The organism is Pseudomonas sp. 22490 (assembly GCF_052044465.1).
GTDB classification, from domain to species: Bacteria; Pseudomonadota; Gammaproteobacteria; order Pseudomonadales; family Pseudomonadaceae; genus Pseudomonas; species Pseudomonas aeruginosa.
Map to the genome: position 1 here is coordinate 159837 of NZ_JBQENS010000005.1, position 15414 is coordinate 175250.

13 protein-coding genes are annotated in these 15414 nt (G+C 66.7%); 2 read left to right on the forward strand and 11 right to left on the reverse strand.

From position 1 onward, the window contains the following. Window positions 1-4 precede the first annotated feature (4 nt). The 3 genes from fumC to pmbA all read right to left on the reverse strand — a co-directional run bounded on the left by fumC (window position 5) and on the right by pmbA (window position 3266). On the reverse strand, window positions 5-1381 hold the full coding sequence (gene fumC / locus ACTJJX_RS07660; RefSeq protein ID WP_003098863.1) for a class II fumarate hydratase FumC: 1377 nt from the start codon (window positions 1379-1381) through the stop codon (window positions 5-7). Further along, window positions 1374-1769 (reverse strand): hypothetical protein, encoded by a 396-nt coding sequence (locus tag ACTJJX_RS07665; protein WP_003094374.1) that lies wholly within the window; start codon window positions 1767-1769, stop codon window positions 1374-1376. Before ACTJJX_RS07665 ends, fumC begins: the two co-directional genes overlap by 8 nt. A gap of 147 nt (window positions 1770-1916) precedes the next feature. Next, window positions 1917-3266: a metalloprotease PmbA gene (gene pmbA / locus ACTJJX_RS07670; protein WP_003110024.1), complete on the reverse strand. Its 1350-nt coding sequence runs from the start codon at window positions 3264-3266 to the stop codon at window positions 1917-1919. A gap of 98 nt (window positions 3267-3364) precedes the next feature. Here pmbA and yjgA point away from each other — a divergent pair, with 98 nt between their 5' ends. After that, complete coding sequence (gene yjgA / locus ACTJJX_RS07675) at window positions 3365-3880, forward strand: ribosome biogenesis factor YjgA (RefSeq protein ID WP_023082640.1); 516 nt, start codon at window positions 3365-3367, stop codon at window positions 3878-3880. 30 nt (window positions 3881-3910) lie between these two features. On the opposite strand, the gene tldD is transcribed toward yjgA, so the two are convergent. The 8 genes from tldD to mreB form a co-directional block, all read right to left on the reverse strand. After that, window positions 3911-5353, reverse strand: coding sequence for a metalloprotease TldD (gene tldD / locus ACTJJX_RS07680; protein WP_003098866.1), 1443 nt, complete (start codon window positions 5351-5353; stop codon window positions 3911-3913). A 2-nt stretch (window positions 5354-5355) separates the two neighbouring features. Continuing rightward, window positions 5356-6204: a carbon-nitrogen hydrolase family protein gene (locus tag ACTJJX_RS07685; protein ID WP_003112739.1), complete on the reverse strand. Its 849-nt coding sequence runs from the start codon at window positions 6202-6204 to the stop codon at window positions 5356-5358. Window positions 6205-6253: 49 nt separating this feature from the next. Further along, on the reverse strand, window positions 6254-10084 hold the full coding sequence (locus tag ACTJJX_RS07690; RefSeq protein WP_023082641.1) for a YhdP family protein: 3831 nt from the start codon (window positions 10082-10084) through the stop codon (window positions 6254-6256). A 14-nt stretch (window positions 10085-10098) separates the two neighbouring features. Next, window positions 10099-11556, reverse strand: a complete 1458-nt coding sequence (gene rng / locus ACTJJX_RS07695; protein ID WP_003094386.1) for a ribonuclease G — start codon at window positions 11554-11556, stop codon at window positions 10099-10101. 33 nt (window positions 11557-11589) lie between these two features. Continuing rightward, entirely contained in the window at window positions 11590-12195 is a 606-nt protein-coding gene (locus ACTJJX_RS07700) for a Maf family protein (RefSeq protein WP_003116221.1), read from the reverse strand. A gap of 89 nt (window positions 12196-12284) precedes the next feature. Continuing rightward, window positions 12285-12779 carry a rod shape-determining protein MreD gene (gene mreD, locus ACTJJX_RS07705; protein ID WP_003094389.1) on the reverse strand — a complete coding sequence of 165 codons (495 nt, stop codon included), beginning with the start codon at window positions 12777-12779 and terminating at the stop codon, window positions 12285-12287. Continuing rightward, window positions 12779-13819 carry a rod shape-determining protein MreC gene (mreC, locus tag ACTJJX_RS07710; protein ID WP_071533941.1) on the reverse strand — a complete coding sequence of 347 codons (1041 nt, stop codon included), beginning with the start codon at window positions 13817-13819 and terminating at the stop codon, window positions 12779-12781. The genes mreD and mreC overlap by 1 nt, the downstream gene beginning before the upstream one ends. 31 nt (window positions 13820-13850) lie before the next feature. Further along, complete coding sequence (mreB, locus tag ACTJJX_RS07715; protein ID WP_440781966.1) at window positions 13851-14882, reverse strand: rod shape-determining protein MreB; 1032 nt, start codon at window positions 14880-14882, stop codon at window positions 13851-13853. Between the two features lie 239 nt (window positions 14883-15121). Between mreB and gatC the strand changes: the two genes are divergently transcribed. Beyond that, a complete protein-coding gene (gene gatC, locus ACTJJX_RS07720) occupies window positions 15122-15412 on the forward strand; it encodes an Asp-tRNA(Asn)/Glu-tRNA(Gln) amidotransferase subunit GatC (RefSeq protein WP_003106543.1) in 291 nt (96 codons plus the stop codon). The last annotated feature ends 2 nt before the right edge of the window (window positions 15413-15414 follow it).

Here is a 15414-nt window from a genome sequence, read left to right on the forward strand (position 1 = left end):
GGCCTCAGAGGCCGCCAGCCGTGAGTTTTTCCGGATCCAGCAACACCTCCAGGCGCGCACGGTCCAGATCGGTGTTTTCCAGCGCCACATCGATGATCGGCCGTCCCTCGCGATAGGCCTGCTTGGCGATTTCCGCAGCCTTCTGGTAGCCGATGATCGGGTTCAGCGCAGTGACCAGGATCGGGTTGCGCGCCAACGCCTCGCTGAGCTTGCCCTGGTTGACCTTGAAGCTGGCGATGGCCTTGTCCGCCAGCAGCCGGCTGACGTTGGCCAGCAACTGGATGCTGTGCAACAGGTTGTCCGCCACCAGCGGCAGCATCACGTTCAGTTCGAAGTTGCCCGATTGGCCGGCGACGGCAATGGCGGCGTCATTGCCGATCACCTGGGCGGCGACCATCGCGGTGGCCTCCGGGATCACCGGGTTGACCTTGCCGGGCATGATCGAGGAGCCTGGTTGCAGCGCTTCCAGCTCGATCTCGCCGAGCCCGGCAAGCGGCCCGGAGTTCATCCAGCGCAGGTCGTTGGCCAGCTTCATCAGGGTCACGGCCAGGGTCTTCAACTGGCCGGACGCAGCGACCGCCGTGTCCTGCGAACCGATCAGGGCGAAGAAGTCGTCGCCGGGGCGGAACGCCAACCCGGTCAGGTCGTTCAGCTCCTGGCTGAAACGTTCGGCGAACCGCGGATGGGCGTTGATCCCGGTGCCCACCGCGGTGCCGCCCTGTGCCAACTGCTGCAAGGCAGGAAGTACGCTCTCGATGTGCACGCCGGCCTGTCGCACCTGCTGCGCCCAGCCACCGAGCACCTGGCTCATGCGTACCGGCATCGCATCCATCAGGTGGGTGCGGCCGGTCTTCACATAGGCATGCACTTCGCCGGCCTTGCTCTGGATAGTCTGCTCCAGGTGGCGCAGCGCCGGCAGCAGGCGTTCGCTGATCTCGAGGGCGGCACTGATGTGGATGGTCGAGGGAATGATGTCGTTGCTGCTCTGCCCGCAGTTCACATGGTCGTTCGGATTGACCTTGCCGCCCAGGCGACGACTGGCCAGGGTCGCCACCACTTCGTTGGCGTTCATGTTGGAACTGGTGCCGGAGCCGGTCTGGAACACATCCACCGGGAAATGCTGCATGAAGTCCTCCTGCAGCAGTTGCAGGCAGGTCTCGGCGATCGCCTCGCCCATCGGTGCATCCAGTTGCTGCAGGGAGACGTTCGCCCGCGCCGCCGCGGCCTTGGCCAGCAGCAGGGCGCGGACGAAGGCCTGGGGCATGCGTTGGCCGCTGACCGGGAAGTTGTTCACCGCGCGCTGGGTCTGGGCGCCATAGAGGGCGGTCGCCGGGACCGCCAGTTCGCCCATGCTGTCGCGTTCGATGCGGGTGTCAGTCATCTTGGTTTCCTTGTTGCGGGTGATCGAAGCTCATCGACGGCGCCAGGTCCTGCCTGGCCATTCGTACGGAGAGCTGGCGCAGCCGGCGTCGCTGGCTGCCGTTGGTGGTCAGTCGCTGAAGTTCGCAGAGGGGCCGGTAGGCGTAGTCGAGGCAGAGGCTGCGCCAGTGCCAGGGCAATATCGGATCGCGACCGGTATCGAGCAGGAGGTTGTAGGCTTTCTCGAACAGCGGCCAGGCGGCCACACCTTCCCAACCGGCGAGATAGCGCGCCTCGCCGAGGTACTGGTCGAGCAGGCGCGGTTCGTCGGGATCGAGCGCGCAGCGGATCTGCGTGCCCAGCCAGTACCAGTGATCCAATGCTTGCGGGTCGTGCGCCTCGAAGGACATGGCAACCTCACCAGACGATAATGAGATTGATTATTGTTTTCTTCTTGGCAAAAGACAAGCATGGTCCCCATAGAGGCGGACAATTGAACAGGCGGAAACGAAAACGCCAGCGACGAGCGCTGGCGTTTTATAGAGGGAAACCCGGCCTCAGCGCCCGGCCACCATCATCGACTCGACCAGTACAGAACCGGTATGCAGGTTGCCGCGCCGTTCGATGTCCTTGCCGACCGCGACGATACGGCGGAACAGGTCGCGCAGGTTGGCGGCGATGGTGACTTCCTGGACCGGGAACTGGATCTCGCCGTTCTCGACCCAGTAGCCGGCGGCGCCGCGGGAATAATCGCCGGTCACCAGGTTGACGCCCTGCCCCATCAACTCGGTGACCAGCAGGCCACGCCCCATCCTGCGTATGAGAGCGGCCTGGTCCTCGTCGCCATGGCTGACGAACAGGTTATGCACGCCGCCGGCGTTGGCCGTGCTCGGCAGGCCGAGCTTGCGCCCGGAATAGGTGCCCAGGACATAGGACACCAGCTCGCCGTTCTCGACGAATGGCTTGGCATAGGTCGCCAGGCCGTCGCTATCGAAGCTGGCGCTGCCGAGCGCGCCGACCAGGTGCGGCCGCTCGTCGATGCTCAGCCACTCGGGAAACAGGCGCTGGCCCAGCGCGCCTTCGAGGAAGGATGACTTGCGATACAGGCTGCCGCCTGAGATCGCCCCGAGGAAATGGCCGAACAGGCCAACAGCGATTTCCGGAGCGAACAGCACCGGCACTTCGGCGGTCTGCACCGGCCGCGCGCCCAGTCGGCTGGCGGCGCGCTCGGCGGCGCGCCGGCCGATCGACTCGGCGCTGGCCAAGGCCTCACCACGGCGGTTGACGTCATACCAATAGTCACGCTGCATCTGTCCTTCGCCCTCGGCGATCATCACGCAGCTGAGGCTGTGCCGGGTGCTGGCGTAACCACCGATGAAACCGTGGCTGTTACCGTATACCCGGCAGCCCTGGTGGGTATTCAGGGTGGTGCCGTCGGCCTTGGTCACCCGCTTGTCGGCGGCGAACGCCGCTGCCTCGCAAGCCAGGGCACGTTCCACGGCCTGCTCGGGACTCAGGCTCCATGGATGATAGAGGTCCAGCTCGGGCAACTCGCGGGCCATCAACGCGGCATCGGCGAGACCGGCGCATTCGTCCTCGGAGGTATGGCGGGCGATCGCCAGCGCCGCCGCCACCGTCTCGCGGATGGCCGCCTCGCCGGTCGCCGAGGTGCTCGCCGAGCCCTTGCGCTGGCCTGCGTAGAGGGTGATGCCGAAACCTTGGTCACGGTTGAACTCGACGGTTTCCACCTCGCCCTGGCGCACGCTGGTGGACAGGCCCTGCTCCAGCGACACCGCCACTTCGCAGGCACTGGCGCCCTGGCGGCGGGCCTCGGCGATGATCTGCTCGACCTGCTCGCGAAGGTCCGGAAGCACGGAGGGACCGACTGCCGCGGCATGTAGACTCATCTGTTGACTCTCCTGTTGACGTGGCCGCCCACGCGGCCGGGCCGGACAAGCGGCCCCTGACTCGTTATCATGGCGGCGTTTTCCACTGGACCACCACCATGGCTGAATTTCACGACGACGACTCGCAATTCGAAGAGAAGAGCAAGTCGCAGATCAAACGCGAGCTGCATGCCCTGCAGGACCTCGGCGAGCGCCTGACCACCCTGCAACCGCAGTTGCTGGAGCGCCTGCCGCTCACCGACCCGCTACGCAAGGCGCTGCTCGAGGCGCCGAAGCACAAGGCGCACATCGCCCGCAAACGGCATATCCAGTACATCGGCAAACTGATGCGCGACCAGGACGTGGACGCCATCGTCGACCAGGTGGACTCCTCCACCCGCCAGTACAACGAACGTTTCCATGCCCTCGAACGTTGGCGCGACCAGTTGATCGCCGGCGGCGACGCAGCGCTCGACGCCTTCGTCGGGGAGTTCCCCGAGTGCGATCGCCAGCACCTGCGCGGCCTGGTCCGCCACGCCCAGCACGAGGCCGCGCACAACAAACCGCCGGCCGCCGCACGCAAAGTGTTCAAGTACATCCGCGAGCTGGACGAAACCAAGCGCGGCCTGCGCTAGGTTTCGCCGCGCCGGCGCCCGGGCCATGCCTCAGGCGCCGGTGCCGCCGACGGTGATCGCATCGATCTTCAGGGTCGGCTGGCCGACGCCGACCGGCACCGACTGACCGTCCTTCCCGCAGGTTCCCACGCCACTGTCCAGGGCCAGGTCGTTGCCGACCATGGACACCCGGCTCATCGCTTCCGGACCGTTGCCGATCAGGGTGGCGCCTTTCACCGGGGTGGTGATCCTGCCGTTCTCGATCAGGTAGGCCTCGCTGGTGGAGAACACGAACTTGCCGCTGGTGATATCGACCTGGCCACCGCCGAGGTTGGCGCAGTAGATACCCTTCTCCACCGAGGCGATGATTTCCTGCGGATCGCTCTCGCCGGCCAGCATGTAGGTGTTGGTCATGCGTGGCATCGGCAGGTGCGCGTAGGACTCGCGGCGGCCGTTACCGGTGCGCGCCACGCCCATCAGGCGGGCGTTGAGCTTGTCCTGCATGTAGCCCTTGAGCACGCCGTTCTCGATCAGCACGTTGCAGTTGCTCGGCGTGCCTTCGTCATCCACGCTCAGCGAGCCGCGACGCCCGGCCAGGGTGCCGTCGTCGACGATGGTGCACAGGCTCGAGGCGACCTTTTCGCCGACCCGGCCGCTGTAGGCGGAGCTGCCCTTGCGGTTGAAGTCGCCCTCCAGGCCGTGGCCGACCGCTTCGTGGAGCAGGACCCCGGACCAACCCGCGCCCATCACCACCGGCAGGGTGCCGGCCGGCGCGGGAATCGCCTCGAGGTTGACCAGTGCCTGGCGCAGGGCCTCGCGGGCGTAGCCCATGGCGCGATCCTCCTGGAGGAAATAGCGATAGTCGGTGCGACCGCCGCCGCCGTGGCCGCCGCGTTCGCGTCGGCCGTTCTGTTCGACGATCACGCTGACGTTGAAACGCACCAGCGGACGAATGTCGGCGGCCAGAGAACCGTCGCTGGCCGCTACCAGGATCTGCTCCCAGACGCCGGCCATGCTCACCGTGACCTGCTGGATGCGGGGATCGAGCGCACGGGTAGCGGCGTCGATCTGCTTCAGCAACTCGACCTTCTCGGCACGGCTGAGCACGTCCAACGGGTTCTCGCCGGCGTACAGGCGAGCCGGCACCACGGCCTTGAACGCCTGCACGCTGCCGTTCTGTCCCGCACGGGAAATCGAACGGGCCGCCACCGCGGCCTGTTTCAACGCCTCGGCGGTGATCGCATTGCTATAGGCGAAGCCGGTCTTCTCGCCCGACTGCGCGCGTACCCCGACACCCTGGTCGAGATTGAAGCTGCCTTCCTTGACGATGCCGTCCTCGAGCATCCACGACTCGGAGACCTGACTCTGGAAATACAGGTCGGCGGCATCGATGCCCGGGCCGTTCAGTTCATGAAGAATGCCGGGCAGGCTGTCCAGTTCCAGACCACCGGGGGCCAGCAATTGCTGGCTGACGGATGACAACAACTCGCTCATATTCACTCCGTACGCGCCGGCCGCGGTTCGGCCGGCGGGAAAAATCGTCTGTGCGCCACCACCGGCATGCGCCGGCGGATATCCGCCTGTTCTGCGGCGTCGCGCACCGCCAGCAGCACCGCTTCGCCCTGCGGCCGCTCGGCCAGGACCCGGCCCCAGGGATCGACGATGGCCGAATGGCCGAACGTCTCCCGGCCCCGTGGGTGGACGCCACCCTGTCCGGCCGCCAGCAGGTAGCACTGGGTCTCGATGGCGCGGGCGCGGACCAGTACCTGCCAGTGCGCCGCGCCGGTCACCGCGGTGAACGCCGACGGCGCCGTGATCAGCTCCGCGCCGGCCTCGCGCAGGGCGGTATAGAGCTCCGGAAAACGCAGGTCGTAGCAGACCGTCAGGCCGAGGCGGCCGACCGGCGTATCCGCCACCACGATCTTCTGACCGAAAGCATAGTCGTCGGATTCACGATAGCGGCCCCGCGCATCGGCTACATCCACATCGAACAGGTGCAGCTTGTCGTAGCGGGCGACCCGCTCTCCGTGCTCGTCGATCAGCAGCGAACAGGCATTCGCCTTCGCCTCGGGTTGCCCATCCGGCGGCAGCGGCAACGTTCCGGCGACTATCCACAACCTGAGGTCGCGAGCGGCGGAATTCAACCACGGCAGGATAGGCCCGTTCCCCCGCGCCTCGGCGCGCCCCAGTTCGGCCAGGTCGCGCCGGCCCATGGCGGCGAAGTTTTCCGGTAGCACGGCGAGCCGCGCCCCGCCCTCGGCGGCCTGTTCCAGCAGGCGACGGGCGGCGGCCAGGTTGGCCGTCACGTCGTCCTGGCTGACCATCTGGATCACGGCAATGGACATGGTTTCCTCCTTGCGGACGAAAGCGCCGCGTCGCGGCACCGGGCGCCGCTCAGCGGGGCTTCTCGAATGGCTTGTCGAAGCTGATCTTCGGATCCTGCCAGGGGCCCTTGACGCTGTATTGCACGCTGGCGAAGCGCGAGACCCGGTCGCCGAGCAACTTGTCGACGACGAAGACCGCGCCGCCGACCGCCGGACCGCCAACTATCAGTGCCGCCAGGGTCAGGTTGTTGGTCAATGGCAAGGTCACCAGCAGCTTGGCGTCGATCCGATCGTGAGCCAGGTCCAGGGTACCGTTCAACTCCAGGTTGCTCGACGGTCCTTCCAGCTTCAGCGGCTCGCGGGTGACGTAGACGCCGTCGGTGGCGGAGAGAACCCCCTTCACCCGGTCATAGCTCAGTCCCTTGCCGAGGATGTCCGAGAAATCCAGGCGCAGCCGGCGGTTGATCGCGTTGAAATTGAGCAGGCCAAACACTCGCAGCGCCTGGGCGCTGCCTTCGACCTCGACGAACTGCCCCTTGCGCAGCGATGCATCCATGCTGCCGCTGAAGCGCTTCAGGGCCATGTAGGCCGGCGATCCCGGCCACTGGCCGTTGATATCCATGCGGAAACGTTCGCTGGTGGCACTCGGCGCGAAATTCCAGGCCTTGAGCACATCCGCCAGGTTCTTGCCCTCGATCCGGCCCTGATAGGTGCTGCGGGTATTGCCCGGACTGCCGTCCCAACGCAGGCTGCCGTTGACGTGCAGGCCACGCAGGTCGAGGTCCAGGTCGTTGAACGCCACGCCGTTGCTGCCCGGCCGTACCTTCAGGCTCCAGGCGCCCAGCGGCTGGCCGCCGAGGGCGACCTGGCCGATCTTCACGTCTACCGCCGGCAGGCTGCGCGGATCGACGGCGGCCAGCGGGTCCGAATCCTCCACCTTGTTCTCGTCGGGAAGGGTCGACTTCGGCAGGTTCAGGCGGTCCAGATCGACCACGATCGGCGCGCCCCTGGCATCCGGCAGGACCAGGCGCCCCGATGCGAGGTCGCTGACCAGCACCAGTTGCCAGGCCCGCTCCTGGCGGGCCAGGTCGACGGTCAGGTTCTTCAGCTCCTGACCGAAGCCCTTGAAGCTGTCGATGCGCAGGTCGGCGCCGCGCAGCAGGCCCGCAGCGCTACTGGCGGCCTGGTCGCCGTTGCCGTAGCGCTTCAGGGTGGCCTGCCAGGCGTCCCAGTCCAGTTCCGCCAAACGCCCGCGCACCCGCAGCCCCTGTGCCGAGGGCAGCAACGCCGGGTCACCGCCCAGGCGCAGGGCGCCGCGTCCGTTCAGCGGCTTGTCCGCCGGGGCCGCATAGGCCAGGCTGGCGAGGCCGTCGTAACGCGCCCAGTAACGCCGTTCGGCGCCATCCAGGGTCATCCGCCATTGGGTCGGCCGCGCCTGGGCGGCCGTCTTGCCGAACGGCGCCGGCAGGTCGACGACGGCGCCCTTGAGATCCGAATCGATCTGCAACTGGCTGTCCTTGCCATCCAGCAGCAGGTTGAGCTGGAACGGCAGGCGTCCCGAGACCGGCAACGGACGCTGGCCAGCGCCGAGCCAGTCGCTCAGCGACTTGACCGCCACCTGGCCGTTGAGCAGCAAGCGCGTGCGCGCATCGCCGCGCCCCTCGGCGACGATCCGCCCGCGTACCTCGTTGCCCAGCACCCGGGCCTGCACCGCCGGGGCGCTCAGGCCCTTGGCCAGGTCGAACCGGAAGTCGCCCTTCACTTCGCTCATATCCAGCTTCGGACTGGGCATCTTCAGGGTCGCGCCCACGGTGGAGAAATCCACGACCACCCCGGTCTTGCCGGCCTCGTCGTGGTCCAGCGGAATATCCAGCTTCAGGTGGCCCTGCAAGGGCCCATCGCCCTCCCAGCCGGCGAAGATCTTGCGGGTCGGGATCGGCGCTTCCTGGAGCAGCTTGATGCCGTCCTTCAGGTTACTGTCGACGGCCCCATCCACATACAGGTGCGGCGTCTGTCCCGGACGGCCGAGGGGAATGTCGACCTTGACGTCGCTGACCCGGGAATTCAACAGATTCCCGCTGGAGGCCAGCACGCGGACTCCGGAATCCTCGACGAACACCTCGCCGACCGTTTTGCTCAGGACGGGCCAGCCGGGCTGGTAGGCCAGCTCGCCGTCGCGGACCTTGAAGTAGAGGTTCATGACGTGGGCTTCGGCCGCCGCGCCGCGGTTCAGCGAGCCCTGCCACTGGAAGTAGCCCTGCTCGACATGGCCACTGCGGATCGCCGTCTTCAACCAGTTCGCCAGGCTTTTGTTCATTCCCGGCAACTGGGTCGGCAGGTACTTGGCGGTGAAGCGCGCGTCGCCGTCGCTGAGGCCGACCTGCAGGTCCATGTAGTCTTCAGCGCCGGGATCGCGCATCAGGCGGATCAGCATGTCGCCGGCCAGGCTGCCCTCCTCGCCCTCGACCCGCATCAGGTGGCTGCCGAGGGTGAAGGCGCGGTCGTCCAGGCTCCAGAACATCCGCGTGCGGGCCTCGCGGTAGCGCCACGGCTCGGGAAATACCTTCGCCAGGTGCAGCATGAAATCCTGCGCCGATGCGTCGAGCTGGCCTCCGGCCAGGGTGCCGGTCAAGGTGCCGCTGACGTTTTCCACCGCCGGGACCTCATGGAACGCCGAGATACCGACCTTTTCCAGGTTGGTTGCGTAGCTGACCCGCTCGGGCACCTCTCGCTGCGGCCAGAAATCGGCGTTCAGGTTGTGCAGGATGCCCTTCGGCTTCAGGCCCGCCACCCACTCCGCCGCCGCGTCCGGCAGCGGCGCCAGCGCTTCTATCGCCGGCACCAGGGGCGTCAGGTCGACGCGGTCGGCCTGCAGCTTCCAGTGTGGCTCGTTGTTCTGCTGGTCGCGACGCAACAGTAACTCCACCTCGCCCCAGCGCTGCTCGCCGAAATTCGCCGCCAGGTCGCCGACCCGAACCTTCCAGCCCTGCGCTTCGCGATCGAAGAACAGGTTCATGCCCAGGTCGTTGATTTCCACCGGCTTGCGCGCGGCATACGACGCCTTCAACTGCGGCGCCAGCAGCCGTGCCACCAGCCGTTGCGCCTTGCCGTCGCGCCAGTCGAACCAGAAGTCGCCGCCGGCCTTGGCCCGGACGATCGTCCATTCCTGGGTCAGACCGGCCGGCAACCATTGTGCCCAGTCGCTCTGCGGCAGGCTGAGATAGAACCTGGCGCTGCTGCGCGGCCAGTCCTCACTGTCGATCCGCCCTTCGGCGTGCAGCGCCAGGGGTTGGCCATCCGGCAGTTGCAGGCGGGCATCGAGACTCTGCCCACCAACCGATGAACTGCGCAGGGTCGCGCCGACCGCGCTGAGCGACAACGCTGCGCTTCCCCGCGGCGCCACCTCCAGTTGACTGTCCAGCAGCGAGATGCGTTGGGTCTGCAGCAGGAATTGCAGGAGTTTCCGGGGATCGCTGGGCTTGTCACTGTGCGGCAGGCCATCCAGGCTCCACTGGCCATCCTCGCCTTCGCGCAGAGTCAGCTTGAGTCCCTCCAGCTCCAGGCTGCCGATCCGCACCTGGCGCGCCAGCAGGCTGCCGAGCAGGTCCGGCGCCAGCCGCACCCGCGCCAGGCGCAGACTCTGTTCGCCGTCGCCGACCTGAATGTCGCGCGCTACCACCAGAGGCTCGAAGCCGCGCCAGGAGCCCGTCAGCTCGGCAATCCGCACCGGTATGCCGAGTTGCTTGCCAGCTTCGTCCTCCAGCTGCTGGCGGTATTCGGCCACCAGCGGCACCAGTTGCCGGCCAAGGCTGACGTACAGCGCCAGCAGCACCAGTACCAGGGCGCACAGACCCAGGACGATCCGTAGCAGTCGCGTTCCGAGGCTTCCCACATCCGCCATTTCAGCCATACGCCTCAGAGCAGGACCACGTCATATTGCTCCTGCGAGTACATCGCCTCGACCTGGAACTTGATGGTGCGGCCGATGAACGCCTCGAGATCGGCGACGTTACCCGACTCCTCGTCGAGCAGCCGGTCCACCACCTTCTGGTTGGCCAGCACCAGGTAGGAGTCGGCCTGGTAGGCACGCGCCTCGCGGAGGATCTCACGGAAAATCTCGTAGCAGGTGGTTTCCGCAGTCTTCAGCATGCCGCGTCCCTGGCAGCAGGGGCACGGCTCGCAGAGGATCTGCACCAGGCTTTCGCGGGTGCGCTTGCGGGTCATCTGCACCAGGCCCAACTCGGTGATGCCGATGATGTTGGTCTTCGCGTGGTCGCGCTCCAGTTGCTTCTCCAGGGTGCGCAGGACCTGCCGGCGATGCTCCTCGTCCTCCATGTCGATGAAGTCGATGATGATGATCCCGCCCAGGTTGCGCAGGCGCAGCTGGCGGGCGATCGCGGTGGCCGCCTCGAGGTTGGTCTTGAAGATGGTTTCCTCGAGGTTGCGATGGCCGACGAAGGCGCCGGTGTTCACGTCGATGGTGGTCATCGCCTCGGTCGGATCGACGATCAGGTAGCCGCCGGACTTCAGCAGTACCTTGCGCTCCAGGGCTTTCTGGATTTCGTCCTCGACGCCGTAGAGATCGAAGATCGGTCGCTCGCCCGGGTAGTGTTCGAGGCGATCGGAAATCTCCGGCATCAATTCTTCGACGAAGGAAGTGATCTTCTGGAAGTTCTCTCGCGAGTCGATGCGGATCTTCTCGATCCGCGGGTTCACCAGGTCGCGCAGGGTACGGATCGCCAGGGACAGGTCTTCGTAGATCACCGAAGGCGCGCCGACGGTCTGGATCTGCGCGGCGATCTGGTCCCATAGCCGGCGAAGGTAGCGGATGTCGGCGAGAATCTCGTCCTCGCCCGCGCCTTCCGCGGCGGTGCGCAGGATGAAGCCGCCCTGCCCCTCGATGCCTTCCGCCGCCACGCAGTCGGCCACCACCTTCTTCAGGCGCTCGCGCTCGACTTCGTCCTCGATCCGCAGGGATATCCCGACATGACTGGTGCGCGGCATGTACACCAGATAGCGCGAAGGAATCGACAGGTGGGTGGTCAGCCGTGCGCCCTTGGTGCCGATCGGATCCTTGGTCACCTGCACCACCAGCGCCTGCCCCTCATGGACCAGGGCACTGATGCTTTCCACGGCACTGCCTTCGCGATTGGATATCTCGGCGGCATGGATGAACGCCGCACGTTCCAGGCCGATGTCGACGAACGCCGCCTGCATCCCCGGCAGTACCCGTACCACCCGCCCCTTGTAGATATTGCCGACGATGCCGCGCCGCTGGGTGCGTTCGACATGCACTTCCTGCAGGACGCCGTTTTCCACCACCGCCACGCGCGACTCCATCGGCGTGATATTGATCAGGATCTCTTCGCTCATGCGTCCACTGTCCTTATTTCGGCGCGTTAGGCGTTACGGCGGGTTGCCACCCACGGGCTGCCAGCAAGGGATGCCGAATTCCCTCAACAGTTCCGCAGTTTCACACAAAGGCAGCCCGACCACCGCACTGTAACTGCCTTCGATGCGGCTGACGAATATCGCTCCGAGGCCCTGGATCGCATATCCGCCCGCCTTGTCCGCCGGCTCGCCGCTCTGCCAGTAGCGCAGCGCTTCTTCCGGGGCGACCTGGCGGAAGCGCACCCGGCACTCCACTACCCGCGCCTCGACGCCGCCAGCGGCGGCCAGGGCCACGGCGGTGAGAACCTGGTGTTCGCGCCCGGACAGCGCAGCCAGCATGGCCAGCCCCTCGGCCTGGTCCACGGGCTTGCCGAGAATTCGCCCGTCGATCACCACCGAGGTATCCGCGCCCAGGACATAACCGTCCTCGCCGCGCCCTTCCAGCATAGCCAGCCCGGCGGCCGCCTTGCCGCGCGCCAGGCGCTCGACGTAGGCGGCGGGCGCTTCGTTCGGCAAGGGGGACTCGTCGATAGCGGTGGCGAGCACGGACAGCGGCACGCCGATCTGGGTCAGCAGTTCACGGCGACGGGGCGAGGCGGAGGCGAGATACAGCGACGGCATGGAGGCTCCCGGGAAACGCGTCGGGCGATGCGCCGATCACCCGTTTCGAAGAATGACGATATCCGCCGCAGCATAGCTGCGAAGCGGACCTACCTCACGTTGAGACGCAGGCGGACGAACTGCAGCAGGGCGTACACCCAGGGCCAGAGCAGCGCGCTGACCAGGGCCGGGAGCAGGAAGGTCAGGGTCGGCGGGCGATTGCCGGTCAGGGCGTTGAGCCAGAGCTGGAGCAGCTGCGCCAGGCCGTAGACCACCACCAGCACCAGGCACTGCTGCCAGGCCGGGAACATGCGCAGGCGCTGGTGCAGGGACAGCACGAGGAAGGTGATCAGGCCGAGGATCAGCGCGTTCTGCCCGAGCAGGTTGCCGTAGAGCACGTCCTGGGCCAGGCCGAGCAGCCAGGCGGTGACCATCCCGACGCGCTCGGGCAGCAGCAACACCCAGTAGGTCAGCAGCATCGCCAGCCACAGCGGGCGGCCGATCTCGGTGAAGGTAGGCATCGGCGCTACGGCCAGCACCAGCCCGACCAGCAGGCTCAGCCAGATCACCCAGACATTGTTCGAACCTTGAGTCGCGCGAGCCATCAGCGGCGTCCCCCGTTGGCCGCCGGAGCGGCAGGCTGCGTGGGAGCTGGCGCGGGCGCGGCGGCGGGCTGCTGCGCAGCACCCTGGGCTGCCGGGGTGGCCGGCGACGGCGCGGCGGCCGGTTGCGCGGCAGGCTGGGGCGCCTGGGCGCCGGCGGCGGCTTTCTTGTCCGCCTCTTCCTGGGCCTCGGCGGCGTCGTTGGCGCGCTGTTCCGGGGTGCGGCTGTCGCTGAACACCAGCAGCACGTAGCGGCTACGGTTCATCTTCGCGGTCGGCACCGCGCGCACCACGGCGAATGGCTGGCCGGAATCGTGGATCACTTCCTTGACCGTGGCCACCGGATAGCCGGCGGGGAAGCGCTGCCCCAGGCCGGAGCTGACCAGTAGGTCGCCTTCCTTGATGTCGGCGGTGTCGGCGACGTAGCGCAATTCCAGGCGCTCGGGATTGCCGGTGCCGACGGCGATGGCGCGCAGGCCGTTGCGATTGACCTGCACCGGGATACTGTGGGTGGTGTCGGTGAGCAGCAGGACCCGCGCGGTATAGGGCATCACCTCGACCACCTGGCCCATCAGGCCGCTGGCATCGAGCACCGGCTGGCCGACGAAGACGCCGTCGTTCTCGCCCTTGTCGATCATGATGCGTTGGGTGAAGGGGTTCGGATCGACGCCGATCAGCTCGCTGACCAGTACCTTGTCGTCGACCAGCGCAGCGGAATTGAGCAGCTCGCGCAGGCGCACGTTCTGCTCGGTGAGCGCGGCGAGTTTCTGCACCCGGCGCTGCATCAGCAGGGACTCGGCCTTGAGGCGTTCGTTCTCGGCGATCAGCTCGCTACGGCTGCTGAACTGGTCGCGCACGCCTTCCCAGGCGCGCACCGGCATTTCCGCCAGGCCGTAGAAAGGCGTGAGCACCATCCCCAGCTTGCTGCGGACGGGCTCCAGATAGTCGAACCGGGCGTCCACCACCATCAGGCTGACCGACAGCACGGCCAGCACCAACAGGCGAACGCCCAGCGACGGGCCTTTGGAGAATAGCGGTTTGATGATCCGCTCCTAGGCGACGATGCTCGCCACCTTACTCGGTGGAGAGCAGGTCCATGGAGTGGCGGTCCATCATCTCCAGCGCACGGCCACCGCCGCGAGCCACGCAGGTGAGCGGCTCCTCGGCGACGATCACCGGCAGGCCGGTTTCCTGTGCCAGCAGCTTGTCCAGGTCGCGCAGCAGCGCGCCACCGCCGGTCAGCACCAGGCCGCGCTCGGCGATATCCGAGGCCAGCTCCGGCGGCGATTGCTCGAGGGCGCTCTTGACCGCCTGGACGATGGTCGCCAGGGACTCCTGCAGGGCCTCGAGGACCTCGTTGGAGTTCAGGGTGAAGCTGCGCGGTACGCCTTCGGCCAGGTTGCGGCCGCGGACGTCGACTTCGCGAACGTCGCCGCCCGGGAAGGCGGTGCCGATCTCCTGCTTGATGCGCTCGGCGGTGGATTCGCCGATCAGGCTGCCGTAGTTGCGGCGCACGTAGGTGACGATGGCTTCGTCGAAGCGGTCGCCGCCGACGCGGACGGATTCGGCGTAGACAACACCGTTGAGGGAAATCAGGGCGATCTCGGTAGTGCCGCCGCCGATGTCTACGACCATCGAGCCGCGGGCCTCCTCGACCGGCAGGCCGGCGCCGATGGCGGCAGCCATCGGCTCNAGGAACACCTCGCGGGCGCCGGCGCCCAGGGCGGATTCGCGGATGGCCCGGCGCTCAACCTGGGTGGACTTGCACGGCACGCAGATCAGCACGCGTGGGCTGGGCTGCAGGAAGCTGTTCTCGTGGACCTTGTTGATGAAGTACTGCAGCATCTTCTCGCAGACGCTGAAATCCGCGATCACGCCGTCTTTCATCGGACGGATGGCGGCGATGTTGCCCGGGGTACGGCCGAGCATGCGCTTGGCCTCGGTGCCCACGGCGACGACGCTCTTCTGGCTGCCATGGCTGCGAATGGCGACCACGGACGGTTCGTTCAGGACGATGCCGCGCTCGCGCACATAAATAAGGGTATTGGCAGTACCCAGGTCGATCGACAGATCGCTGGAAAACATGCCACGCAATTTTTTGAACATGGGAAAGAAACCCTAGGCGAAGCGTGGGTGAAAAATACGCGGGTAAAAAAGTGCGGCAAACTCTAACAACGACGGGGATTTTGGGCAAGGCGGGCAATATGCTAAATTGCAGGCTTTTCCCGGCCCCACAAGGCCCGTCCAGGCGGAATTAGACCGCCGACCGCGGCATCCGTTCCCTGCCTTATATAACGCATGGCGCCCCGCCGCCCTTCCAAGGCCGCTTTTGCTGGAGACTCCCGATGGCGCTTGAACGCTCCGACGTGGAAAAAATCGCCCATCTCGCCCGCCTGGGCCTGAGCGAGGCCGATCTTCCGCGCACCACCGAGACCCTGAACAACATCCTCGGCCTGATCGACCAGATGCAGGCGGTCGACACCAGCGGCGTCGAACCGCTCGCCCATCCGCTGGAAGCCACCCAGCGCCTGCGCCCGGACGCGGTCACCGAGACCGATCACCGCGACGCCTACCAGACCATCGCCCCCGCCGTGGAAGAAGGTCTGTACCTGGTTCCGAAAGTCATCGAGTCATAAGG